Below are 24,510 nucleotides of genomic sequence, written 5' to 3'. Positions count from 1 at the left end.
TCACCGGGTCATGCGAGTGGGAGGCGCGGCACGGGCCGCCGGCTGCTCCTGGCCCTGGAGGTGCTGGAGCAGCGCCGCCGCCTCCTCGTCCGTCAGGTGCGAGATGCTCTCGAGCAGCTTCTCCGGCTCGTCGCCGAGCTGCATCTGGAGGATGGCGAGCGACATCGCCGCCACCGTCTCGTTCTCCATCAGCGTCTGGATGGAGAGGTCCACGTGGAAGGCGTCTCGCAGCCGGTGGACGAGCTGCGCGGCGATCAACGAGTGGCCACCCAGCTCGAAGAAGTTGTCGTGGACTCCCACCTGCTTCACGCGCAGCAGCTGGGCCCAGATGCCCGCGACCGTCTCTTCGATGGCGGTGCGGGGCGCGGTGTGGCGGCGCTCCGGAGAACGCGCGGTCGAGCCCGGCGCCGGGAGCGCCTTGCGGTCCACCTTGCCGTTGGGCGTCAGGGGCAGGGCGTCCAGCACCACGAAGTCCGTGGGCACCATGTACGGCGGGAGCTGCTCCTTGAGGAAGGTCCGCAGGCCCGCCGCGTCGAGCCCCGCCGGAATCATCGCGCGCGGCTTCCCCCGGCTCGTGCGCACGCCCGGTTGGAAGGCATAGAGCATGTAGATGTAGACCCCGGGCTGCCGCGCGTCCGCCTCGATGATGACCGCGTCGTCCACCTCGAGCTCGTAGCCCCTGGCCTTCAGCAGCTCGCTGGCGTCGCGCAGCAGCTCCTGGCTGTGCACCTCGATGGCGAGCTGGCGGATCTTCGGCCAGTCCTCGTCGCGGATGCCGCGCAGCACGTACAGCTCGCTGCGCTCCACGTCGATCTTCAGCAGGTCGATGCGCGTGATGCCGTGCTCGCGGATGACGTCCGACAAGGGCGTCAGCGCGCACGGGAAGGTCTGCGCGCGGTAGCGCTCCTCGAGCATCGCGTCGAGCTGCGCGTCGGTGAGCTGGCTGGCGGCGCGCTCCCGCGGGTCCAGGTAGTGCAGGAACATGGAGCGCGCTTCCTGGCGATCCGCCTCCACGTCCGCGAAGCGCCCGGAGAGGCCGGACATGAGCGGGTAGAACGTGAACTCCGCCGTCTCGACCTTGTCCGACACGCCCTGGTTGAACAGCTTGACGTTCAGCCCGTGCGCCTCGACGTTGGCCTGGAGCAGCTCGAACGTGGGGGGAATGGGTTCGAAGGCGTAGATCGTCGCGTCGCGGCACTGCTGGCTCGCGAAGAGCGTGAACAGGCCGATGTTGGCGCCCACGTCGAAGATGACGTCGCCGTCCCGGTACGTGAGCCCGTGCTGGAGGTACACCCGGTCTCCGAAGACCTCCTTGGCGATGCCGGCGGTCTGATGGGCCGTGTGGTGGAACACCGTCATCCCGTTGGGGAGCCGGTGGCGTGGGCGGGCGTCGTGCCTGCCGTCCGTGCGCTCGGGGCCCGGGGCGCGCGCGCTGGCGGACGGGACGAGGTACGCCACGAGCCGCGTGTCCCCCGGCACGTCCTCGCGCGCCACCACCACGGACTCCCGGACCCCGGGGTGTCGCTGGAGCGCCGCTTCAATCTCGCCCAGCTCGATGCGGAAGCCGCGCACCTTCACCTGGTGGTCGGCCCGGCCCAGGAACTCGAGCGCGCCATCCGGGCGGTACCGCACGAGGTCGCCGGTGCGGTAGAGGCGCGCCGCCGCGTCGTTGGTGAAGGGGTCGGTGATGAAGCGCTCGGCCGTGAGCGCGGGCTGGCCCAGATAGCCGCGCGCCACGCCCGCGCCGCCGAGGTAGAGCTCTCCCGGCACGCCAGAGGGCACGGGCTGGAGGTGCGAGTCCAGGACGTAGACCTGCGTGTTGGCGATGGGCCGGCCAATGGAGACCGCTCCGTTCAGCGCGTCGAGTGACCAGGTCGTCGACCAGATGGTCGTCTCGGTGGGGCCGTACATGTTGAGGACCCGGCCGGGGACGAGCTCCCGCAGCTGCTGGGCCAGCGCCAGCGGGAGCGCCTCGCCTCCCACCAGCAGCGTGTTCAGCGCGCGGAGGCTCCCGGCGCCCCGCGGGTCCAGGGTGAGCATCCGCGCCAGCGAGGGCGTGCACTGCATGTGGGTGACGCCGTGGCGGAGGAGCTGCGCGGGGATGGAGAAGTCCGCGGGCTCCGCCCCGGCGTGGGCGTGGCTGCGCTCGCGCAGGGTGTTCAGGTGCTCCAGCCCCTTCATGACCGTGCCCGCGTCGATGCCGAAGTCGATGAGGCTCGCGACCTCGTCCACGCCCAGCTCCTCGAGCTGTTCGATCATCGCGCGGCAGCTCTCCGGCGTGCCGAAGAGGCCGCTCTGCTCGAAGTAGCGGTCGAAGGCTCGCGAGAGGAGGGCGTCCAGCTCCTTCGCGCTGAGCCGCTGGGCGTCCGCGTCCTGACCCAGGCTCTGCGCGAGCCGCTTCATCAGGTCGAACGAGGTCCGCAGGTAGTCGAGGAAGGGCGCCCTCACGGTGTCGCGGACGGTGTCGCGATCCGCGCCCACGAAGGTGTGCAGCATCAGGGTGATGTGACCTCCCTCGGGACCGTGCCCGTGGCGCTTCCAGGCCTCGCGGTACAGCGTGAACTTGTCGCGCAGCTGCTCCAGGCTCTGGCCGAGCAGGTGGGTGAGGACGTTGGCCCCGAGCTGACCCGCGAGCTCGAAGGTCTCCGGGTTGCCCGCCGCGGTCAGCCACACCGGCAGCCGCGGCTGCAAGGGCCTGGGCCGCAGCGTCACCTCCACGTCCGCGCCGTTGGGGTCCTTGCGGTGGAGCGTTCCTCCGCTCCACAGGTCGCGGAGGGTCTGGAGGCCCTGGAGCATCACCTGCTTGCGGTCCGCGTAGTGCTCGGGGGCCAGCACGAAGTCGTTGGCCTGCCAGCCGGTGGCGAAGGAGACGCCGGCGCGGCCGTGGCTCAGGTTGTCCACCACCGACCAGTCCTCGGCGACGCGGATGGGGTTGTGGAGCGGGAGCACGACGCTGCCCGCGCGGATCTTCACCTGCCGGGTGATGGTCGCCAGCGCCGCCGCGAGCACGGCGGGGTTCGGATAGAGGCCCCCGAAGTCGTGGAAGTGGCGCTCGGGCGTCCACACGGCGGAGAAGCCGTGCGTGTCCGCGAACCTCACGGCGTCGAGCAGCAGCTCATACTTGTCCTGCTGCTGCGCGCGGTCCTCCGAGTTGGCGAAGAAGAAGAGGCTGAAGTCGAGCTTGCGCGCGGCGGAAGCGCGCCGGGCGGGCCGCGGCGCGGAGAAGAAGCTCTCCGCCTCCCCCTGGATGACCACGCGGTCTCCGCGCGTGAGGGGCCACAGCAGCTCGAGGATGGAGATGTCGAACGACAGCGTGGTGACCGCCAGCCACGTGCGCGCCGGCCCGTCGCCGAGCAGCGGGTCCATCGCGGTGAAGAAGTTGAGGGCCTGCCGGTGCTCGATCATCACCCCCTTAGGCCTGCCGGTGGAGCCCGAGGTGTAGATGACGTAGGCGAGGTGGTGCGGCGCGCTCTGGGATTCGGGCGGCGCCTCCGGGTGGCGGCAGAGCTCCGCTCGCTGCGTGTCGAGGCACACGACGTGCGGGGTCGGCGGCAGGCGGTCGCGCAGCCGCTCCTGGGTCACCAGCACCGAGGCGCTGGCGTCCGAGGCGATGAAGGCCAGGCGATCCGCGGGGAAGGCGGGATCCAACGGCAGCCAGGCGCCACCGGCCTTGAGGATGCCCAGGACGCCCACCACCATGTCGAGTGAGCGCTCGAGGCACAGCGCCACGGGCTCGTCCGCCTTCACGCCCAGCGATCGCAGGTGGTGGGCGAGCTGGTTGGCCTGGACGTCGAGCTGTCGGTAGGTGAGCCGCTGGTCCTCGAAGAGGAGGGCGACCGCGTCGGGCGTCCTCGCCACCTGGGCCTCGAAGCGCGCCTGGATGCTCGGGTCCTCGGGCAGGGGGAGCCGGGTCTCGTTCCGGGTCACCACCAGCTCGTGCCGCTCCTGCGCGGTGAGCAGGGGCAGGGTGGACAGGGGTTGATCCGGCGCGGCCACCGCCGACGCGAGCAGCCGCTCCAGGTGGCCCACCATCCGCGCCGCCGTGGCGGGCTCGAACAGGTCGGTGTTGTACTTGAGCACGCCGAAGACGGAGTCCCGGGCCTCGATCATCTCCAGCGCCAGGTCGAACTGTCCCTCCTGCTGCGGCATGAACAGCGGCTCCACCTCCAGCCCGCCCAGCTCCTCGCGCACGCCCGCGTCTCCCGGCGTCAGCAGCCGCACCACGCGCTGCGAGGTGGACTGCGGGCGCTGGAACATGAAGGCCGCCTGGAAGAGGGCGGTGCGGCTCTTGTCCCGCTCCGGTTGGAGCCGCTCGACGAGCATCGCGAAGGGGAAGTCCTGGTGCTCGAGCGCCTCCAGCACCGTCTTGCGCAGCTGCCCCACCAGGGACCGGAAGGACGGGCTTCCGGACAGGTCTCCGCGCAGGACCACCGGGTTGACGAAGTTGCCCACCGTGCTGGCGAAGCGCCGCTCACCCCGGCCGCTGCCCGCCGTCGGCGAGCCCACGAGGATGTCGTCCTGGCCGCTGTAGCGGTGCAGGAGCGCCTGATACGCGGCGAGCAGCGCGACGAAGAGCGTCGTCCCCTCCGCCTGGGCCAGCGCCTTGAGGCGCGCGGTCAGCTCGGGCGGGAGCTTCAGTCCCTGCGACGCCCCGTGGTGGCGGTGGACGGGCGGACGGGGATGATCCGTGGGCAGGTTCAGCGCGGGCAGGCTCCCGGAGAGCTTCTGCTTCCAGTACTGCCAGTGCCGCTCGCCGGTGGGGCCCGCGAGCAGCTCGGCCTGCCAGCGGGCGAAGTCGGCGTAGGTGCCCGCCACCGGCGGGAGCGTCACCGGGGTGTTGGCGCGCATGGCGGGGTAGAGCTGGTGCAGCTCCTCCACCAGCATCCACAGCGACCAGCCGTCGAACACCAGGTGGTGCACGTTCAGCAGGAGCGCGTGGTCCCGCTCGGAGCGGGAGAACAGGTGCGCGCGGAACAGCGGCCCCTGCTGGACGTCGAACGGCTGGCGATAGGCGTCCCGCAGCTTCTCTTCCAGCGCGTCCCACGCCGCGCCGGTGGCGTCGACGTGCTCGAAGTGGACATCGCGGTGCCCGGCGACCTCCTGCGCTGGCTCGCCGTCACGCACCGGCAGCGCGGTGCGCAGGGCCGGGTGGCGATCCACGAGCGCTTGCAGGGCCCGGCGCAGGGCCGCGACGTCCACGGCGGAGTGGATGCGGGCGCTGAAGGCGACGTTGTAGGCCGCGCTCTTCGGCGCCAGCTGGTTCACGAACCAGAGGCTCTTCTGGTTGTAGGACAGCGGGTGGGTGGCGCGGTTGCGGGAGGCCTCCTGCCGCAGGAGCCGCTCCAGGAAGGAGCGTTTTTCATCGGCGGAGAGGCCCTCCAGGGGGGGACGGTTCGTGCTCATGACGTGGGTTCGCTTTCCTGCGTCTGGCGGGCCAGGAGGGTCTTGAGCAGCTCCTCCACGCCCGCGTCGCTCAGTTCATTCAGTCCTGCGAGGGTCTGTCCCAGGTCCTCTGGAATGGCCTCGGGCGCCGCTGCCGCGCTCGTCGGCCTGGAGGCACTGGCGTCGTGGGAGGCCCGGGCCTCCGGCAGCCGCGCGAGCACTCGCGCCGCGAGCGTCGTCACGTCGCCGGCTTCGAGGAAGTCCACCAGCGCGACGTCGACTTCGAGGTCGCTCTTCACGCGGCTTCGCAGCTCGAACGCCATCAGCGAGTCCAGGCCGAGGTTGCTCAGCGGCTGCTCCAGGTCGAGCTGCTCCGGCTGGAGCAGCAGGGCGCGCGCGACCTGCTCCTGGAGGTAGCCGACGAGGAGCGGCTGACGTTCACCCGCCGGCGCTTCGCGCAGCCGCCGCAGCGTGGCCGAGCCCTGCTTCTCGGCCCGGGGCGCCGCGACGGGGGCCGCGTCCTCGAGCTCCGCCAGCAGGGGCCGCTGCTTGCGGACGTTGTAGAGGGGCTTGAAGCGCGCCCAGTCCACCCGGGCCACCGTGGCCTGCACCGCGCCCGCGCCCACCAGGTGCGCCATCGCGGTGAAGCCCTGCTCCGGGGTCAGGGCCTCGAGGCCGGTCTGCTTCAACCACTGGTCGAACCCCGCGTCGACCATGCCGCCACCGGCCAGGAGGCCCCAGTTGACGGTCAGCGCGGGCAGCCCCTGCGCGCGCCGCTCGTGCGCCAGCGCATCCAGGAAGCTGTTCGCCGCCGCGTAGTGGGCCTGCCCCCGGCTTCCCCAGATGGAGCTGGCGGAAGAGAAGGCGATGAAGAAGTCCAGCGGCTGCTTCCGGGTGTGCCGGTGCAGCACCCAGGCTCCGCCCACCTTCGGATGCAGCGTCGAGCTGAGCCCCCGGGCGGTGGCCTCTTGCAGGTCGCGGTAGGCCTCGCCCGTCACTCCCGCCGCGTGGATGACTCCGCGGAGGGGCGGCAGGGTCGCCGCGACGTCTTCGAGGATGCTGCCCATGCGGGTGGCGTCACCCACGTCGGCCGCTTCGAGCCGCACCGTGGCTCCCGCCGCCTCCAGGGCCTGGATGGTGGCGACGCGCTGCCTCAGCTCCGGGGGAAGGGCGGCGTCCGCCCAGTGCTCCCGGGCAGGGAGCGCGCGGCGTCCCACGAGCACCAGGTGGCGTGCCCCCTGCGCCACCATCCATTGGGCGAGCCGCAGCCCGAGGAAGCCCAGGCCGCCGGTGATGAGGTAGGTGGCCTGGGCCTGGAGGGTGAGCGGTGGAGCGGTGGTGGCGCTGGCGCGGGTGAGTCGCGCGCCGTAGCGCTGGCCTTCGCGCCAGGCGATGAGCTCCTCGTCCTCCGGCTCCCAGAGCTCGTCGAGCAACGTCTCGGCGCTCTCCCGCGGATCCGATGCGGGTGACAGGTCGATGAGGCCGCCCCAGCGCTGGGGCTCCTCGAGCGCGAGCACCCGACCCATGCCCCACAGCGGCGCCTGGGTGATGGCGACCGGGTCCGGTCCCGGCCTGATCGCCTGCGCGCCTCGCGTCACGGCCCACACCGACGTGGACACCTTTCGGCGCGCGAGGGCTTGCATCAGGTGCAGCAGGCCTTGGCTCCCGTGGCGCGCGGCCGCTTCAACGGCTTCGGTCTCCTCCACCGTCACGCCTTGCTCGTTGGCACGCTCCTGGGGGCGGGCATCCAGGCTCCACAGGTGCACGACGCGATGCAGGGGCGGCTGGCCTGGTTCGCTTACGGCCTCCAGCAGGCGGTCGAAGTCCTCTGGCCGGGTGGGATCCACTCGCGGCGCTCCCGGCGCGGCCGTGCCGGCTGGGAGCACGACGGTGCAGGTGGCCCCTCGCGCACGGAGCGCGTCCGCCAACCGGTGGCCGGTGCCTTGTGCGTCCGCGAGGATGAGCCACGGGCCCTCGGCCGCGCGCGCGGGTGTGGAGTCGCGTGCCGCGCGGGCCAGCACCACCGCCTGCTGGGCGGGCTCGTCGCTGCCGGGGAGCCGGGTCGGGAGGCTGGCGACGTCGGGGAAGCCGCGCTGTCGCAGCAGCGCCTCCCAGCGGCGGGCCGCCAGGAGCGGATGGTCTGGCCGCAGCTCCACGTCGGTGAAGCGCCACCAGCCGGGCGTCAGGCCAAAGGTCAGGTCGAGCCAACGCACCGGCGCCGTTCCTTCGAGGAGCACCAGCAGGCCTCCCGGCGCGAGGAGCTGACGCAGGTGCTCCAGCGTGCGCTGGAGGTCGCCCGTCGCGTGCAGCACGTTGGCCGCCACGATGAGGTCGTGGCGGTGTGGATCGAAGCCCTGCTCGGTGGGGGGCCGCTCGATGTCGAGCACCTGGTAGTCCACGAACGCCCACGGCTGGAGCTGGGGCTTCGCCTTGGCGACGAGCAGCGGGGAGACGTCCGTGAAGAGGTAGTCCGTCCGGTGGGCCGGGAGGATGGGGAGGACGTGACGGGAGGTGCCGCCCGTGCCTCCGCCCACCTCCAGCACGCGGAGCCTTCGCCCCTTGGGGAGCTCCTCGATGGCCGTCGCGATGGCGCGCTGGACCAGGGCATTCATCGCCCGTGCACCCGGGGTGTCGGTGTAGATGGACGCCGTCGTGGTGTCGTCCTCGGGGAAGAGGAGCGACAGGGGATCCCTCCGTCCCTGGAGCACCTCGGCGAGCTGGGTCCCGCAGCGGTCGAGCAGCGTGAGCTCCGCCTGGATGGCGGGGGCGCTGGCCCGGAGCTCGAGCACCCGGCTCCGCGCGTCCGGCGTGGGCATCGCCTTCAGCACCTCCCAGCCGGCTCCCGCGCGGCGCAGGACGCCATCCTCGGTGAGCATGTCGAGGAGTCGGCCCAACAGCCGGTGATGCTGCCGCGTCACGCCAGCGCGCTCCGCGAGGGGCTCCAGCGCGATGGGCTCGCCGGGCTGGAGCGTCACGCCGAGCCGCGCGAGCGCCTGGAGCACGTATTCCGAGGACAGCGGTTCGAGCTCCCGCAGTTGAGCCGCGTAGGCACGGAAGTCCTCCTGCGCGAAGAGCGCATCCACCTGCGCGGCGAGCCGCTGGGAGAGGGCTTCGGGCGCGGGCAGGAAGTCGGGCGGCGGCGCGTGGCGGCGCTCGCGGGGACGCCACGTGAGCTCGTAGAGGCTCTGCGCGAGCGCTGGCGTGAGCGCGGTGCCCTGGAGGGCTCGCATGTCCACGCGCTTGAGCATCATGCCCTCCACGGTGGCGACGCGCGCCCCGTCCTCGGTGAGCAGCGTCAGGTCCACGGTGTGGGTCAGCCGCCCCGCATCGAGCGCGGGCCGGACGCGCGCGTGGCTCCAGAGCACGGGCGTCGGAGGCCGATGCACGCGCAGGTGCTCGAAGCCCACCGGCAGGTAGGGCTCGTTGCGGCCGTCGTCCTCGAAGGCGGAGGCCAGGACCTGGAGGCAGCCATCCAGGAGCACCGGGTGGAGCACGTACCCCGCTTCCTCGTGCGCGTTCCCGTCCGGGAAGCGGACGCGGGCGAGCGCTTCGCGTGGGCGCCTCCAGAGCCGCTCGATGCCCTGGAAGGCCGGGCCGTAGTCGACTCCGTGCTCGCGCGCGGTCCGGTAATACGACTCGGCGGGCAGCTCGTCGGTGAGCGTGGCCTGGAGCGCCTTCAGGTCCACCGGCGGCAGGGCGTCGCTCGGCTCGCGGCGGCGCACCGTCCCGGACGCATGGAGCGTCCACTCCGGGTCCTCCGCTCCCTCCGGCGCCGAGAGGATGCGGAAGCGGAGCGAGTCTCCCTCCGGCGGTGACAGCACCGTCTGGACGGTCCGCGCCGTGCCCTGCGGGAGGACCATCGCGTGCTGGATGAGGACGTCCCTCAGCACGAGCTCGGAGGTGCCCAGGAGCGCTTTCCCGGCCGCGAGCGCCATGTCGAGGTACGCGGCGGCGGGGACCACCGCCTGATCAAAGACGCGGTGGTCGCGGAGGTACGACGGGGCGTCCTCGCACAGCCGGGCCTCGTACTGGAGGTCGCTCAGGGCCGAGCGCAGCCTCGCTCCGACCAGCGGGTGCAGGGCGCGGCCCGCGCGTTGGGCAGGGCCCCCGCTGGAGGTGCCGGGCGCGGTCTCGCCAAGCCCTTCGAGCCAATAGCGCTGGCGCTGCCACGGATAGGTCGGCAGCGCGACGCGTCGTCGTGGGTGGCCCTGCTCGAAGGCGGACCAGGAGATGGGCGTGCCGAGGACATGGAGCCTGCCGAGCGCTTCGAGCAGGACCTGCCACTCCGGAGCGCCGGAGCGCAGGCTGGGCAACCAGATGCCCGCGTCGGAGGGCACGCAGTCGCGCCCCAGTCCCAGCAGCGTCGCCTTGGGGCCGATCTCCACGAAGATGCCGCACCCCTCGGCGTGCAGCGTCCGCATGCCCCGGTCGAAGTCCACCGGCGCCAGGACGTGGCGGCACCAGTAGTCGGCCGTGGCCACGTCGTCCCCCGCGAGCACGCCGGTCACGTTGGAGACGAGCGGCAGCGCGGGAGGCGCGTAGGTCACCTGCCGGGCGACGCGCTCGAAGTCGGCCAGCATGGGCTGCATCAGCGGGGAGTGGAAGGCGTGGGACACCTTGAGCGGTGTCACGCGGATGCCCTGGGCTCGCAGTGTGGCGCCGGCCTCGTGGATGGCTGCCTGGGTGCCGGAGAGGACGACGCTGCGCGGGCCGTTGAGGGCCGCGAGGGACAGGGTGGTGGGGTGCGCCGCGAGCAGGGGCGCGACCTTCCCGGCCTCCGCCATCACCGCGAGCATCTCGCCCCCGGGCGGCAGCCGCTGCATCAGCCGGCCCCGCGCGGAGATGAGCTTCAGGCCGTCCTCGAAGCTGAAGACGCCCGCCACGCAGGCGGCGGCGTACTCGCCGACGCTGTGCCCCATGACCATGGCGGGCTCGACGCCGAACTCGCGCCAGAGCGAGGCCAGGGCGTATTCGAGCGCGAACAGCGCGGGCTGGGTGTAGCCGGTCTCGTCCAGCGCTCCGTCCGCGTCCGGCGCGAAGAGCACGTCGAGCAGCGGACGAGCGAGGTGGGGCCGCACGGCCTCCGCGCACGTGTCGAGGAGCCTCCGGAACGTGGGCTGTGTCTCGTAGAGCTGCCGCCCCATCCCGGCGTACTGCGACCCCTGGCCGGAGAAGAGGAAGGCGACGCGCGGCCGGCCGGTGGTCCGGGCCTGCCCCGTGAAGAGGCCCGCGGACTCGCGGCCCGCGGAGAACGTCGCCAGCAGCTCCCGCGCCTGCTCTCGCGAACCGGCCACGAGCGCCAGCCGGTGGGCATGGTGCGAACGGCCCGCCGCCGCGGAGAAGCAGATGTCCGCGAGCCGCGCGTCCGTCGCGGCCAGGTGCGCCTCGAAGCGGCTCGCCTGTTGCTCCAGCGCCTGGGGCGTGCGCCCCGAGAGCACCAGGACGTGCAGGGGCCGGTCGGAGGCCGTCTCCGGAGCCTCGACGGGGGGCGCCTCCTCCAGCACCACGTGGGCGTTGGTGCCGCTGAAGCCGAAGGAGCTGACGCCAGCCCGCCGCGCGCCTTCGCGCACGGGCCAGTCCCTCGGCGTCGTGGGCACCTCCACGGGCAGCCGCTCCCAGGGGATGTGCGGGCTCGGGGTCTTGAAGTTCAGGTGGGGCGGGTGCTCGCGGTGCTGGAGCGCGAGCACCACCTTGAGGATGCCCGCGATGCCCGCGGCGCCCTCCAGGTGGCCGAGGTTCGTCTTGGCCGAGCCGATCAGCAGCGGCCCCCCGGTGCGGCCAGGACCGAAGACGGCTCCGAGCGCGCCGACCTCGATCGGATCCCCCAGGGAGGTCCCCGTGCCGTGCGCCTCCACGTAGTCGATGTCCTGGGGCCTGAGTCCTCCGCGGGCCAGGGCCTGCCGGATGACGGCCTCCTGCGAGGGGCCGCTGGGGACGGTGAGGCCGCCGCTCGGGCCGTCCTGGTTGACGCTCGAGCCCCGGATGAGCGCGAGGATGGGATCGCCCGCCGCGCGCGCGTCACCCAGCCGCTTGAGGACGATCATCCCGCAGCCTTCGCCGCGCACGAAGCCGTCCGCGGACGCGTCGAAGGTCTTGCAGCGCCCGTCCGGCGCCAGCATGCGGGCCTTGCAGAAGGTGATGCCCACCTGGGGCGCGAAGATGACGTTCACCCCTCCCGCGAGCGCGAGGTCGCACTCCCGGTCGCGCAGGCTCTGGCAGGCGAGGTGGACGGTGACCAGCGACGAGGAGCACGCGGTGTCCACCGTCATGCTCGGCCCCGTCAGGCCCAGCGCGAACGAGAGGCGGCCGGAGGCCACGCTGAGCGCGCCGCCGGTGCCGAAGTACGCGTCGATCCGCGCCGGTGGCACCTTGCCCAGGGAGGTGGCGTGCTCGAAGTTGCTCACGCCCAGGAACGTCCCCGTCTGGGTGCCGTAGAGACGCTCGGGGGGGAGCCCGGCCCGCTCGAGCGCCTCCCAGGTCACTTCGAGCAGCAGGCGCTGCTGCGGGTCCAGGCTGGTGGCCTCGCGAGGGGAGATCCCGAAGAACTGCGGATCGAACCCGTCCACCTTCCCCAGGAAGCCGCCGTAGCGCGTGTACATCTTCCCCGGCGCATCCGGATCCGGGTCGTAGTACGCGTCCACGTCCCAGCGATCCGGGGGCACCTCGACGATGCCGCTGCCGCCTTCGCGCAGCAGTTGCCAGTACCGCTCGGGGGTGTCGGCGCCGCCGGGGAAGCGGCAGCCCATGCCGATGATGGCGATGGGCTCGCGCCGTGCGGCCTCGACGGCGTCGAGCTGGCCTTGCAGCCGCTCCAGCTCGACCAGGGCGTTCTTCATCAGGGACCGGTAGTCCCGTCCTTCTGCGCTCGTGCTCATGACGCGCGACCTCGTTGAAGCGCTGCGAGCTTCTGGGACAGCAGGTTCGCCAGCTCGTCCTGTGAGAGCGCGTCGAGCTCCTCGGGACTGGCGGCGGGTTCGGAGCCGATGGTGGATGGGGCCTCGGGGGCCTCCGGCACGGCGCCGGAGAGCTCGGCCAGCAGGTGCTCGACCAGCGCGTCCAGGGTGGGGAAGTCGAAGATGAGCGTGGAGCGGAGCGTGTGGCCCACCTGGGCCTCCAGCTGGTTCTTCAGCTCCACCGCCATCAGCGAGTCCGCGCCCAGGTCGAAGAACCGTTGGCGCGGGCCCAGGTCGTCGGCGCGCAGCCCCAGCACGCGGGCCACGAGCGCCTTCGCCTGCCGTTCGAGCACCGCCTTCCGCGCCCCGGGGGCCGCCGCCTCGAACTGCTTGAGGATGTGCGGGATGGGCGCCGCCGGCTGGCGCTTCTCGCGGGTGAAGCGCTCCAGGAAGGGCGCGGTTCCCGCGCGCGCTTCGAGCCGGGCCCAGGTCGCCGGGAGCACGCCCACCTGCGGCGCGTCCTGTTCGAGCAGGCTGCTCAGCACCTGAAGGCCGTGCTCGGGTGAGACGGTGCCGAGCCAGTCCGAGGCGGCGCGGCGTTGGGCGCCCGCGGCGGCCATGCCGGCACCGCTCCACGGCCCCCAGTCGATGCTCAGCGCGGGAAGGCCGAGCGCCCGGCGGCGGTGGGCCAGCGCATCGAGGAAGGCGTTGGCCGCGGCGTAGTTGCCCTGGCCGGGCGCTCCGAGCAGCGCCGCCGCCGACGAGAAGCAGACGAAGAAGTCCAGGGCCAGCCCCCGCGTCTGGACGTGGAGGTTCCACGCGCCAGCCGTCTTCGGGGCCAGGACCCGGGCGAAGCGCTCCCAGCTCTGGCGGTCGAGGACGCCGTCGTCGAGGACGCCGGCCGCGTGGACGACGCCCGCGAGCGGCGGCATCCCGGAGGGCAGGGACGCGAGCGCGTCCGAGAGCGCTCCGGCTCGCGAGACATCCGCGGCCACGACGTGCACTCGCGCTCCTTGCTGGTCGAGCGCCTGAAGTTCGATCCGCGCCTGACTGGAGGGCGGGGCGCGCCCGAGCAGCACCAGGTGACGCGCGCCCTTCGCGACGAGCCACTTCGCCACTTCGAGCCCCAGCGCGCCCAGGCCGCCGGTGACGAGGTAGCTGGCCTGCTCCCGAATGGTGACCGCCCGCGGCGGCGTGGTCGTGCGGTGCGCGGCGAGCCGGGCGACGAAGCGCGCTCCGGCGCGGTAGGCGAGCTGATCCTCGCCGTCCGTGGACTCCAGCGCTTCGACCAGCGCGGGGACGTCCCCGGCGGAGGCTTCGGCGGGAAGGTCGATGCGGACGCACGACAGCTCCGGGTGCTCCAGCGCGAGCACCCGCCCCAGCCCCCAGAGCGGTGCATGTTCGGCATGCGGGGGTGGCGAAGCGTCGCCGACCGCCTGGGTGCCGCGCGTCACCAGCCAGAGGCGCGGGGCGCGAGCGAGCCCCGCCCGCGCCAGGGCCTGCACGAGGTGCAGGACGCTGGCACAGCCGAGCTGCTGCGCGCGCTCCAGCGCCGAGCGCGCGTCGGGCGCCTCCTCGCGCACGGAAGGCGCGGCGAGGCTCCAGAGGTGGACGACGCCCGCGAGGGTCCTTCCCTGGAGGGCCAGGTCCTCGAACAGCCGTGCGAAGTCCTCGGGGCGCGAGGGGTCGAGCTGGAAGTGGGTCTCGTCGAGTCGCGCATGGGCTTCACCCACGCTCACCCGGATGCACGGCTCGCCCCTGTCCTCCGCGTAGCGGGCGAGCCCATCTCCGAGCACGCCTTCGGACGTGAAGACCAGCCAGGGTTGGGCACCGCCGAGCGCGGGCGCCTTGCGGGCCGCGGGCGCCAGGGGCCGGGGCTCCCAGGTGGGGGCGTACAGCCACTCCGCGTGGCTCGGGCGCAAGGCGCGCTCCAGTGCCCCGAGGCTTGCCTGCTGGTACTGGAGCCCTTCAATGACCGCGATCTCCTCGCCTGCGTCGCCGAGCAGGCGCACGTCGAGGAAGACGTTCGTTCCCTGGCCGCGCCGCATGCGCGCGTGACACCAGAACCGTTCGCCCACGGGCTTCGTCAGGAAGCGGAACCGCTCGATGCCGAAGGGGACGTAGGTGCCCTCGTTCCCGCCGGGGATCATCCCGCCGAGGACCTGGAAGCATCCGTCCAGCAGGATGGGGTGGAGCTGGTGGTCGCGCGCGTCCCCCAGGGTCGCGGGCAGCCGCAGCTCGCACACGGCCTCGTCGTTCCCCCGCCACAGCGCCTGGATGACCTGGAAGCGCTCACCGAGCCGGGCCTCGTGCTGGCCCATCACTTCGTAGAAGGCGGCTCCGGTGCGCTCCTCTCCACAGCGGGCCCGGACCTCTTCGAGCGACGCGTGGGGCTGCGCTCCCGCCGCGCCCCGGTCCGGCCAGCCCAGGCTTCCGGTGGCGTGGACGGAGAAGGACTCGTCACCCGTCAGGCTGTCTCCCTTAAGGCTGATCAGCTTGAAGGTGGCTTCGCTCCCGGTCCCCGGTGTGAGGATCACCTGGACCGTGCGCTGACCGGCGTCGGGCAGCGCCAGCGCCTGGGGGAACAGGACGTCGCGCAGGGTGCAGGACGCGGCTCCGAAGGCCAGCTCCGCCGCCGCCACGAGCATCGACACATGGCTGGCGCTGGGCACGACCACGATGCCGTGGATGCGGTGGTCGTCCATGTAGGGCAGCGTGTCGACGCCCAGGCGGGACTCGAAGCCGAGCTCCTTCACGAGCGGCGAGCGCAGCGCGCGGTGCAGCAGCGGGTGGAGCGCGGTGCCCCCCGTGGACGGCCCCTCGGCGCGGTCGGGGCCGGTCGGGAGCTCTAGCCAGTAGCGCTCACGCTGGAAGGGGTAGGTCGGCAGCGGCACCCGTCGGCGCTGCGCTCGCGACTCGATGGACTCCCAGTCCACGGAGGCCCCCCGGGCATACAGCTCGCCCACGGCGCGCAGCAGGGACGTCCACTCCGGCTGGCCCGGGCGCAACGTCGGCACCCAGCGGTGACGCGAGTCCGGCAGGCAGGCCCGCCCCATCCCCAGCAGCGTGGGCCGGGGGCCGATCTCCACGAACGTGTCGCAGCCGAGCTGCTCCAGGGCCGCCATGCCCTCGGCGAAGCGGACGGGCTCGCGCGCGTGGCGGACCCAGGCGTCGGCGGAGGGAGGCTCCGCCGGCAGCAGCGCGCCGGTCAGGTTGGAGACCCAGCCGAGGCGCGGCGCCGCGTAGCGCACCTGGCGGGCGACGCGGGCGAAGTCCTCCAGCATCGGCTCCATCAGGGGCGAGTGGAAGGCGTGGGACACGTTGAGCGGCGCCACCCGCACGCCCTCCGCCTGGAGCGCGGCGACCACCTGCCGCATGGCACGGGCGTCTCCCGAGAGGACGGTGCTGTCAGGACCGTTGATCGCGGCGAGGGACACGCGGTCCGCGACGTCTCGCAGCGCGGGCAGCACGCGCTGGACGCTGGCCGCCACGGAGACCATCGCGCCATCGCGAGGCAGGGCCTGCATCAGCCGCCCTCGGGCCGCGATCAGCTTCAGGCCGTCCTCGAGGCTGAACACGCCCGCGAGGCACGCGGCGGCGTACTCGCCCACGCTGTGGCCCATGACGAACGCTGGCTCCAACCCCCAGGACTTCAGCAGCGAGGCCAGCGCGTACTCCACGACGAAGAGGGCGGGCTGGGTGAAGCGCGTGTCGTCCAGCCGCGAGGCCTCCGCTCCTTGCGCGAAGAGCACCGGCAGGAGTGACTCCCCCAGGTGGGGCCGCAGCAGGGCGTCGCACTCCTCCACGGTCCGGCGGAACGCGGGCTCGGCGTCGAAGAGCTGCTGGCCCATCCTCGCGGACTGGGAGCCCTGGCCGGTGAAGAGGAACGCGAGCTTGGGCGGCGTCGCGCCATCGCCCGCGACCGCGGCGGTGGACTCCCGCCCTTCACTGAACGCGGACAGCGCCTCCCGGGCCTCGGAGGGGGTCGCCGCCGTGACGGCCAGCCGATGCGGAAACGGGGAGCGGCCCGTGCCCGCGGAGTAGCAGACGTCCGGGAGGGGCACGGTCGGGTGCGCGTCGAGGTGGGCCGCGTAGGACCGTGCCAGCTCGCGCAGCGCCGGCTCGGTGCGCGCCGACAGGGGCAGCAGGTGCGCGGGGCGTGCTCGTGGTGGCTCCCCGCTGGTGGAGACCGCCCCCGGGCGCGCCGGAAGGGCATCGGTGGAGGGCGCTTCCTCGAGCACCACGTGGACGTTGGTGCCGCTGAACCCGAACGAGCTCACGCCCGCGAGCCGGCGTCCCTGCCCGGCGGGCCAGGGCAGCAGCCCGGTGGCGACCTCCAGGGGCAGCCGCTCCCAGGGGATGTGCGGGCTGGGCCGCTGGAAGTGCAGGCTCGGCGGGAGCGCCTCGTGCTTCAGGGCCAGCACGACCTTGAGCAGGCCCGCGATGCCCGCGGCGTTCTCCAGGTGCCCGACGTTGCTCTTCACCGAGCCGATCACCAGCGGCCGGCTCCGGGCGTGGCTCGCGCCGAACACCGCGCCCAGGGCCCCCGCTTCGATGGGGTCTCCCAGCGCCGTGCCCGTGCCGTGCGTCTCCACGAAGCGCACCTGCGCCGGCTCCACCCCGCCGTTCTCCAGGGCTCCGCGGATGACGGCCTGCTGCGCCGGGCCGCTCGGGACGGTGATGCCTCCGCTGGGGCCGTCCTGGTTGACGGCGGAGCCTCGGATGAGGGCCAGGATGGGGCTGCCATCCGCCAGGGCGTCCGACAGCCGCTTGAGCACGACCATCCCGCAGCCCTCGCTGCGCACGTAGCCGTTCGCCGCGGCGTCGAAGGGCTTGCAGCGGCCGTCCGGGGCCAGCATGCGGGCCCGCGAGAAGTTGACGAAGAGCTGGGGCGACAAGAGCAGGTTCACCCCGCCGGCCAGGGCCAGGTCACACTCGCCGCTGCGCAGGCTCTGGCAGGCGAGGTGCACGGTCACCAGCGCGGACGAGCACGCGGTGTCCACCGCCATGCACGGGCCCACCAACCCGAGCGTGTAGGACAGGCGCCCCGCCGCGACGCTGAGCGCGTTGCCCGTGCTCAGGTAGGCGTCGATGCGCGAAGGGTCCTGCGTGCCCAGCAGCCGCTGCGCGTACTCCGAGTTGCCGATGCCCACGAAGACGCCCGTCTGGCTCTTGAAGAGCCGGGAGGGGGCCTGCCCCGCGTGTTCGAGCGCCTCCCACGTCACCTCCAGCAGCAGCCGCTGCTGGGGATCCAGGCTCACCGCCTCGCGAGGCGTGATGCCGAAGAACTGGGGATCGAAGCCGTCGATCCGCTCGAGGAACCCGCCGTGGCGGCTGCTCATCTTCCCGGGCGCGTCCGGATCCGGGTCGTACCAGGCGTCGAGGTCCCAGCGGTCCTCGGGCACCTCGCGGATGGCGTCGACCCCGTCGCGCAGCAGGCCCCAGAAGGCCTCCAGGTTCCTGGCGCCGGGGAGCCGGCACGAGGCGCCGGTGATGGCGATGGGCTCGGCGTTGAGCAGCGCGGCCTTGGAGCGCAGCTCCCGGGCCGCGAAGGCGAGCTTCAGCGGGGACATCTGCGAGATGCGTTGGGTGAGGCTGCTCATGGCGTCCCCTTCTCGTGCGCGCCGCGCGCGAGGAGTCGTTGCGAGATCTCCTGCTCCGACAGGTCCTCGAGCCCATCCAGGAAGGCATCCAGCTCTTCATGGGCCGAGGCCGACTGCCTGGGGGCCGGCTCGGGCTTCAGCCCGAGCAACCCGGAGAGGTGCTCCGTCAGGGCCTCGACGGTGGGGTGGTCGAAGAGCAGGGTGGCGCCGAGGTGCTGACCCGCGTCGCCCTCCAGCGTGTTCTTCAGCTCCACCGCGGTGAGCGAGTCGAGCCCCAGGTCGAACAGGCGCTGGCGTGGCTCGATGACGGTCCGCTCCCCCAGGCCGAGGACGCGGGCCACCTGCACGCGGACGTAGGTCATCAACAGCGAGCGGCGCTCGTGCGACGGCGTCTGGGAGAGCTGCTCCAGCAGCCTGGGACGCGGCGCCTCCGCGGGCCTGGAGCCCCGGGTGAGGGGCTCCAGGAAGGGCGCACGGGCGCGGTGGGGCACCGCTTGCGCGAACCTCGCCCAGTCCATGGGCAGCACCGCCACCTGGGGTGTCCCTTGTTTCAGCAGCCGCTCCAGCACGGCGAGTCCCTGCTCGGGAGGAATGGTCCCCAGGCCATGGCTCCTCCAACGCTCCTGCTGGGAGTCCGCCACGCCCGCCGCCATGCCCACCTGGGCCCACGGGCCCCAGTTGATGCTCAGCGCCGGGAGGCCCTGCGCGCGCCGCGACCAGGCCAGGGCATCCAGGAAGGCATTGGCCGCGGCGTAGAGCCCCTGGCCCGGTGAGCCGAGCAGGGCCGCGGCGGACGAGAAGCAGACGAAGAAGTCGAGCCGCTCTCCCAGCGTCGCCTGGTGGAGGTTCCATCCTCCGGCCACCTTGGGGGCGAGCACGCGGCCCAGCCGTTCGGCGTCCTGCTGTCCCAGGACGCCGTCCGAGAGAACGCCCGCTGCGTGGAGCACGCCCCGGAGCGGAGGCAGCGACGCGCGGATGGACTCCAGGGCGCGGTCGACCTCCGAGCGCACGGCCACGTCCATCCGCTCCAGCCGCACGGTGACGCCGTCTCGTGCCAGCCGGGCCACCCACTCCCGTGTCGGGTCCGAGGGCTCGGAGCGGGAGGCCAGCACGAGGTGGCGGGCGCCCTGGCGGACCAGCCACCGCGCCACCTCCAGGCCGAGCGCGCCGCGACCTCCGGTGATCAGGTAGGTGCCTTCCGGGCCGATGCCCCGCGTGGGTCCCGGGGCCTCGGAGGCGCGCGGATCCGCGGGCTGCGCGATCACCACCTTGCCGACATGGCGGGCCTGGGCCATGTGGCGGAACGCGCCCTCGGCTTCGCGCAGCGGGAAGACGCGGGCGGGGAGGGGCTGGAGCGTGCCGGCCTCGAAGTCCGCCATCAGCTCGCGCAGCATGGCGGTGATTCGCGCGGGCTCCTGTTGCGCCACCTGTCCCAGGTCGAACGGCAGGTAGCGCACGTCCGGCCTGAGCTGGTGGGCCTCGGACGTATCGAGGATCCCCAGCTTGCCGATCTCGATGAAGCGACCGCCCCGGGCGCACAGCGCGAAGCTGGCGGAGAGGAACTCGCCGTTGAGGCTGTTGAGCACGACGTCCACGCCGCGCCCGCCGGTCAGGGCCATCACCTGCTCGCGGAAGTCGAGCGTGCGCGAGCTCATCAGGTGCTCCACCCCGAGCGCGCGCAGGGCCTCCCACTTGCCAGGGCTGGCGGTGGCGAAGACCCGGGCCCCCGCCCGCAGCGCGAGCTGGACGGCGGCCATGCCCACTCCACCCGCGGCCGCGTGGATGAGCACCGTCTCCCCGGCGCGAAGTCGCGCCAGACCATGCAGCCCGTGATGCGCCGTGAGGAAGGCGATGGGGAGGGTGGCCGCGTCGATGAGGCTCAGGGCCGCGGGCTTGCGGGCGACGAACGCGGCGTTCACCGTCACGAAGCTGCCGAGGCTGCCGATCGCCTGGGCCGCGAGGACCTCATCGCCGGGTTGAAGGTCTGGGACGCCTTCGCCGACGCGCGCCACGGTGCCGCTGCACTCGAAGCCGAAGTGCAGCTCGCCTGCCGTCAGGGGACGCCCCTCCGCCGAGCGTGGAGTGACCATGCCCAGCGCCTGGAGCACGTCCCGGAAGTTGAGCCCGGTGGCGCGCACGGTGAGCTCCACCTCGCCAGGGCCCGGCGCGCGCCGGGGCAGCGGCTCCAGGCGCAGCGCCTCCAGCGCGCCCGTGCGGGGGATGCGGAGCTGGACGGGGCCTCCCCCGAGAGTGGTGGGCTCGGAGGCGTCGTCCGACCGGTGGCGCACCAGTCGCGCGACGTACCTCCGGCCCCCGCGCAGCGCGAGCTGGTCCTCTTCATCCGGGCTCCACAGGGCTTCGAACAGGGCTCGCGCCGTCTCTTCGCGTGCCCCGCCGGTGTCGGGCTCCAGGTCGACGCAGGTGCACTTGAGCTCCGGGTGCTCGGTCGCGACCGCGCGCCCCAGGCCCCACAGCGTCGCTTGATGCGGGTGCAGTGCCCCGGGAGGTTGGGACACGGGCTGTGCGCCGCGCGTCACCACCCACAAGCGCGGAGGCGCCCGCGTTCCGGAGACGAGCGCCTGCACCAGGTGCAGCAGTCCCTCGGCGCCCGTTCGCGGTGGGTGGGGCGCGGAGGCTTCGGGACCACCCGCGTCCACGGGCCAGAGGTACGCCACCCCACGAAGCGGCGGCCGGCCGGGCGCCGTCAGCTCCGCGAGCAACCGTGAGAGGTCCTCCGGCCGCGAGGGGTCGATGCGGTCACGCGCGGGACCCGAGGGCTCCTCCGCGTTGCCGGGCTCCACCTGGACACAGGACTCGCCTCGCGCCTCCAACCGGCGCTGAAGCTCCAGCCCGGTGGCGCCACCGCCGAGGAGCAGCCACCGACCCGGCGCGGAGGGGGCGGGAATGCGCGCCTCGGAGGGCTTCTCCTGCCAGCGGACCTCGTGCAGCCAGCGCTCCGTCTCTTCTCGCTGGGGCGTGAGCGCGTCGTGCTCCACCCGGACGATGGAGAGCCGTTCAATGTCCGCGATCGGGGTTCCATCCGGTGCGACCAGGTGCAGGTCCGCGACGAGCCGGGCCGGGCTGGCCTCCTCCGTCCTCCCGACGCGCGCCTTGCACACCAACTGGGAGCCAGGACGACCATGGAACCGAAGCCGTCCAATCCCTGCCGGCAGATAGGTCCCGTGCACGCCCCGGTCCGCCATGGGTGCACCGAGCACCTGGAGACACGCATCCAGCAGCACCGGGTGCAGGAGGTAGGGCGCGGCGTCGAGCGCGAGCACCTCCGGAAGCCGGAGCCGTCCCACGGCCTCCACGTCGTTGCGCGCGAGTCGCTCCAGCGCCTGGAAGCCCGGGCCGTAGTCGAGGCCCTGCTCACGGCACGTCTGGTAGTACCGGTCGACGTCCAGCGGGGTCTCCACGCCTGCTTCCCAACTCGCGACGTCCACCGAGACGGGCGCCGCCGCGTGGAGCGCGCGCAGCCTCCCGCTGGCGTGGAGCGTCCAGGTGGGCGCGTCGTCCGCCGCATCAGCGCGGGCGCTGTGGACCTGGAAGGAGGCGGTCGCGCCGCTCTCGGGCGTGAGGATGAGCTGGAGCGCGACCTCCCGGTCCAGGTGCAGCGCCTTCTGGAAGGAGACCTCCTCCAGCTCCAGATGGGTCGTGCCCAGCCAGGAGGCACCAGCGGCCAGCGCGAGCTCGACGTAGCCCGCGCCCGGGAACACCGGGGTCCCGAGCACGCGGTGATCCGCCAGATACCCAGGCGTCTCCGGGCCCACCCGTGACTCGAAGAGGAGCTGCCGCAGCGCGGAGGGGACGCGCCGGCCCAGCAGCGGGTGGGCGGCTTCGCGGCTGCGCTTCGCGGTGGACGCGCCCGGGCGCGTGGAGGCCGGGGACTCCACCCAGAAGCGCTCCCGCTGGAAGGGATAGGTCGGCAACGCCACCCGGCGACGCGCGTAGCCGCTGTCGAAGCCCGCCCAGTCCACGGGTACGCCTCGGCCGTAGAGCACCTGGAGACTCTGGAGCGTCACCTGCCAGTCGTGCTTCCCCTTGGACAGCGAGGGGAGCCACGCGCACCGCGCCCCTGGGGCCAACTGCCGGCCCAGCTCCGAGAGGACCGGCTTCGGACCCAGCTCCAGGAACAGCTCGCACTCGCGTTCCCGGAGGGCCGCCACGCTCTCCGCGAAGCGGACCGGTGCCCTCACGTGCTGGACCCAGTAGTCGCGGCCCAGCTGGTGCTTCGTCGCTGGCAGGCCCGTGAGATTGGAGATGAGCGTGATGCGCGGCGGCGAGAACGCCACCTGCGCCGCTGCCTGCTCGAAGGCCGCCAGCATCGGCTCCATCAGCGGCGAGTGGAAGGCGTGAGAGGTGTTCAGCGGCTGCGAGCGCACCCCGCGACGATCGAGCTCCACGAGCACCTGTTGGAGCGTCTCGCGGCGGCCCGAGAGGACCACGTCGCGGGTGCCATTCACGGCGGCGATCGCCAGCTCGCGGGCGTGGGGCCGGACGGCCTCGGCCACCGTGGCCTCGTCCGTGAACACCGCGGCCATGGCCCCATCCCTGGGCAGCGCCTGCATCAGCCGCCCGCGCCGGGCCACCAGGCGCAGCCCGTCCTCCAGGCTGAACACCCCCGCGACACAGGCGGCCACGTACTCGCCCACGCTGTGGCCCGCTACCTCGGTCGGCTCGACGCCCCACGACCGCCAGAGCGTCGCCAGCGCGTACTCGAGCGCGAAGAGGGCCGGCTGCGCGGAGGCCGTCTCGTCGATCGGCGAGGGCACGCCGTTGGCGGGGTAGAGCACTTCGAGCAGCGGCGGCTCCAGCTCGCTCCGGAGCACCTCCTGGCAGTGCTCGAGCGTCCGCCGGAAGACAGGCTGTGTCTCGTACAGCTCCCGTCCCATGCCCGGGGACTGCGACCCCTGTCCGGTGAACAGGAAGGCCACCCGAGGCGCTCCGGTCTCCGGGGCGTGCGTCCGCAGGCTGCCCGGCGCGGACTCCCCGCGCGCCAGCTCCGAGAGCCGGGAGCGCAGCTCCGAGGACGCGCCCACCACCACGCTCAGGCGGTGGCGGAAGTGCGCGCGTCCGGCGTTGGCGGTGAAGCAGAGGTCACCCAGCTCCGCCTGGGGCGCGTGCTCCAGGTGGCTCGCGTATCGCGCGACGAGCGCGTCCAGCGCGGGCCCGCTCCGGGCCGACAGGGTCAGCAAGTGCAGGGGCCGCTCGGGGCCCGGCGGCGGGGCGGCCTGCTCCGGAGGCTCCTCGAGGACGAGGTGCGCGTTGGTGCCGCTGATGCCGAACGAGCTGACGCCGGCCACGCGCCGCTCCCCATTCACGGGGAAGTGGGTGGGCGTGGTGGGGACCCGGATGGGGAGCTCGTTCCAGGGCAGGTGCGGCGTCGGCTGCTTCAGGTGGAGGTGCGGGGGGATGAGCTGGTGCTGAAGTCCCAGCACGACCTTGATGAGCCCCGCCACGCCGGCCGCGGCCTCCAGGTGGCCGATGTTCGTCTTCACCGAACCGATGAGCAGCGGCTGGTCCAGCGAGCGTCCCTCGCCCAGCGCCGCCGCCAGCGCGCGGACCTCGATGGGGTCTCCCAGCGAGGTGCCCGTCCCGTGGGCTTCGACGTAGGACACCTGCGAGGGCTGGACGCCCGCGCTCCGCAGCGCCTCGCGGATGAGCGCCTGCTGGGCCTCGCCATTGGGGACGGTGAAGCCGCTGCTCGGGCCGTCATGGTTGACGGCGGAGCCCCGGATGACGCCGAGGATGCGGTCCCCGGCTTCGAGCGCCCGGGACAGTCGCTTGAGCACGACGATGCCGCAGCCCTCGCCACGGCCGTACCCATCCGCGGCGGCGTCGAACGTCTTGCACCGGCCGTCGGGAGCGAGCGCCCGCGTCCGTGACAGGAAGACGGTGATCTCCGGAGCGAGGATCCGCTGCACGCCTCCCACGATGGCCAGCTCGCACTCACCGGTGCGCAGGCTCTGGCTGGCCAGGTGCACGGCCACCAGTGACGACGAGCAGGCGGTGTCCACGGCCATGTTGGGGCCCTGGAGGCCCAGCACGTGGGACAGGCGGCCGGAGGCGAAGCAGAAGCCGTTGCCCGTGCCCGCGTAGGCGCTGATGCGCGTCGGGTCCCCCGCGAGCAGTTGCAGGTGCGTGTAGTCGTTCTGGCCGATGCCGATGAAGACACCCGTCCGGCTGCGCGCGAGCTGCTGGGGCGCGTACCCCGCGTCCTCCAGCGCCTCCCACGTCACCTCCAGCAGGAGCCGCTGCTGTGGGTCCAGGCTGTTGGCCTCGCGCGGCGAGAGGCCGAAGAACGCGGCGTCGAAGAGGCCGGGCTCGGGCACGAACGCGCCCTGCCGCGTGTAGATCTTCCCGGGCGCCTCCGGGTTGGGGTCGTAGTACGCGTCTACGTCCCAGCGGTCCGGGGGAATCTCACCGACCGCGTCCACCCCTTCGTGGAGCAGCCGCCAGAACCGCTCCGGCGTGTCCGCGCCGCCGGGAAAGCGGCAGCCCATGCCGATGATGGCGATGGGCTCCGTCCGAGCGCGCTCGGCGGCGTCGAGCCGGCCCTGGAGCTGCTCGAGGGCCAGGTAGGCCTGCTTCAGCGGCGAGAGGTTGCCTTGCGGTGGCGACATGGGGTG

4 protein-coding genes are annotated in these 24,510 nt (G+C 73.0%); all 4 read right to left on the bottom strand.

What is annotated here, in order from left to right; all coding sequences use genetic code 11:
- From U8525_RS26040 to U8525_RS26025, 4 genes are read right to left on the bottom strand one after another with little or no spacing between them, the layout of a single operon-like run.
- The gene (locus tag U8525_RS26040; protein ID WP_374269118.1) at positions 1–5,403 is read right to left on the bottom strand and encodes a MupA/Atu3671 family FMN-dependent luciferase-like monooxygenase; all 5,403 of its coding nucleotides are present in this window, start codon (positions 5,401–5,403) and stop codon (positions 1–3) included.
- Positions 5,400–12,257 carry a type I polyketide synthase gene (locus U8525_RS26035; protein WP_374269116.1) on the bottom strand — a complete coding sequence of 2,286 codons (6,858 nt, stop codon included), beginning with the start codon at positions 12,255–12,257 and terminating at the stop codon, positions 5,400–5,402. Before U8525_RS26035 ends, U8525_RS26040 begins: the two co-directional genes overlap by 4 nt.
- Positions 12,254–17,878, bottom strand: a complete 5,625-nt coding sequence (locus tag U8525_RS26030; protein ID WP_374269114.1) for a type I polyketide synthase — start codon at positions 17,876–17,878, stop codon at positions 12,254–12,256. Before U8525_RS26030 ends, U8525_RS26035 begins: the two co-directional genes overlap by 4 nt.
- Entirely contained in the window at positions 17,875–24,504 is a 6,630-nt protein-coding gene (locus tag U8525_RS26025; protein ID WP_374269113.1) for an SDR family NAD(P)-dependent oxidoreductase, read from the bottom strand. The genes U8525_RS26030 and U8525_RS26025 overlap by 4 nt, the downstream gene beginning before the upstream one ends.
- Between the last annotated feature and the right edge of the window lie 6 nt (positions 24,505–24,510).

The sequence above is a fragment of the Corallococcus sp. RDP092CA genome (assembly GCF_041903675.1).
Lineage (GTDB): Bacteria > Myxococcota > Myxococcia > Myxococcales > Myxococcaceae > Corallococcus.
The sequence above is the reverse complement of the archived record's forward strand: the minus strand, read 5'-3'. Positions and strand labels throughout refer to the sequence as shown.

What these genes read in the sequence shown, in the direction of transcription:
- U8525_RS26040 (WP_374269118.1), bottom strand. Translation starts at nt 5,403, where the DNA reads ATGAGCACGAACCGTCCCCCCCTGGAGGGCCTCTCCGCCGATGAAAAA.
- U8525_RS26035 (WP_374269116.1), bottom strand. Translation starts at nt 12,257, where the DNA reads ATGAGCACGAGCGCAGAAGGACGGGACTACCGGTCCCTGATGAAGAAC.
- U8525_RS26030 (WP_374269114.1), bottom strand. Translation starts at nt 17,878, where the DNA reads ATGAGCAGCCTCACCCAACGCATCTCGCAGATGTCCCCGCTGAAGCTC.
- U8525_RS26025 (WP_374269113.1), bottom strand. Translation starts at nt 24,504, where the DNA reads ATGTCGCCACCGCAAGGCAACCTCTCGCCGCTGAAGCAGGCCTACCTG.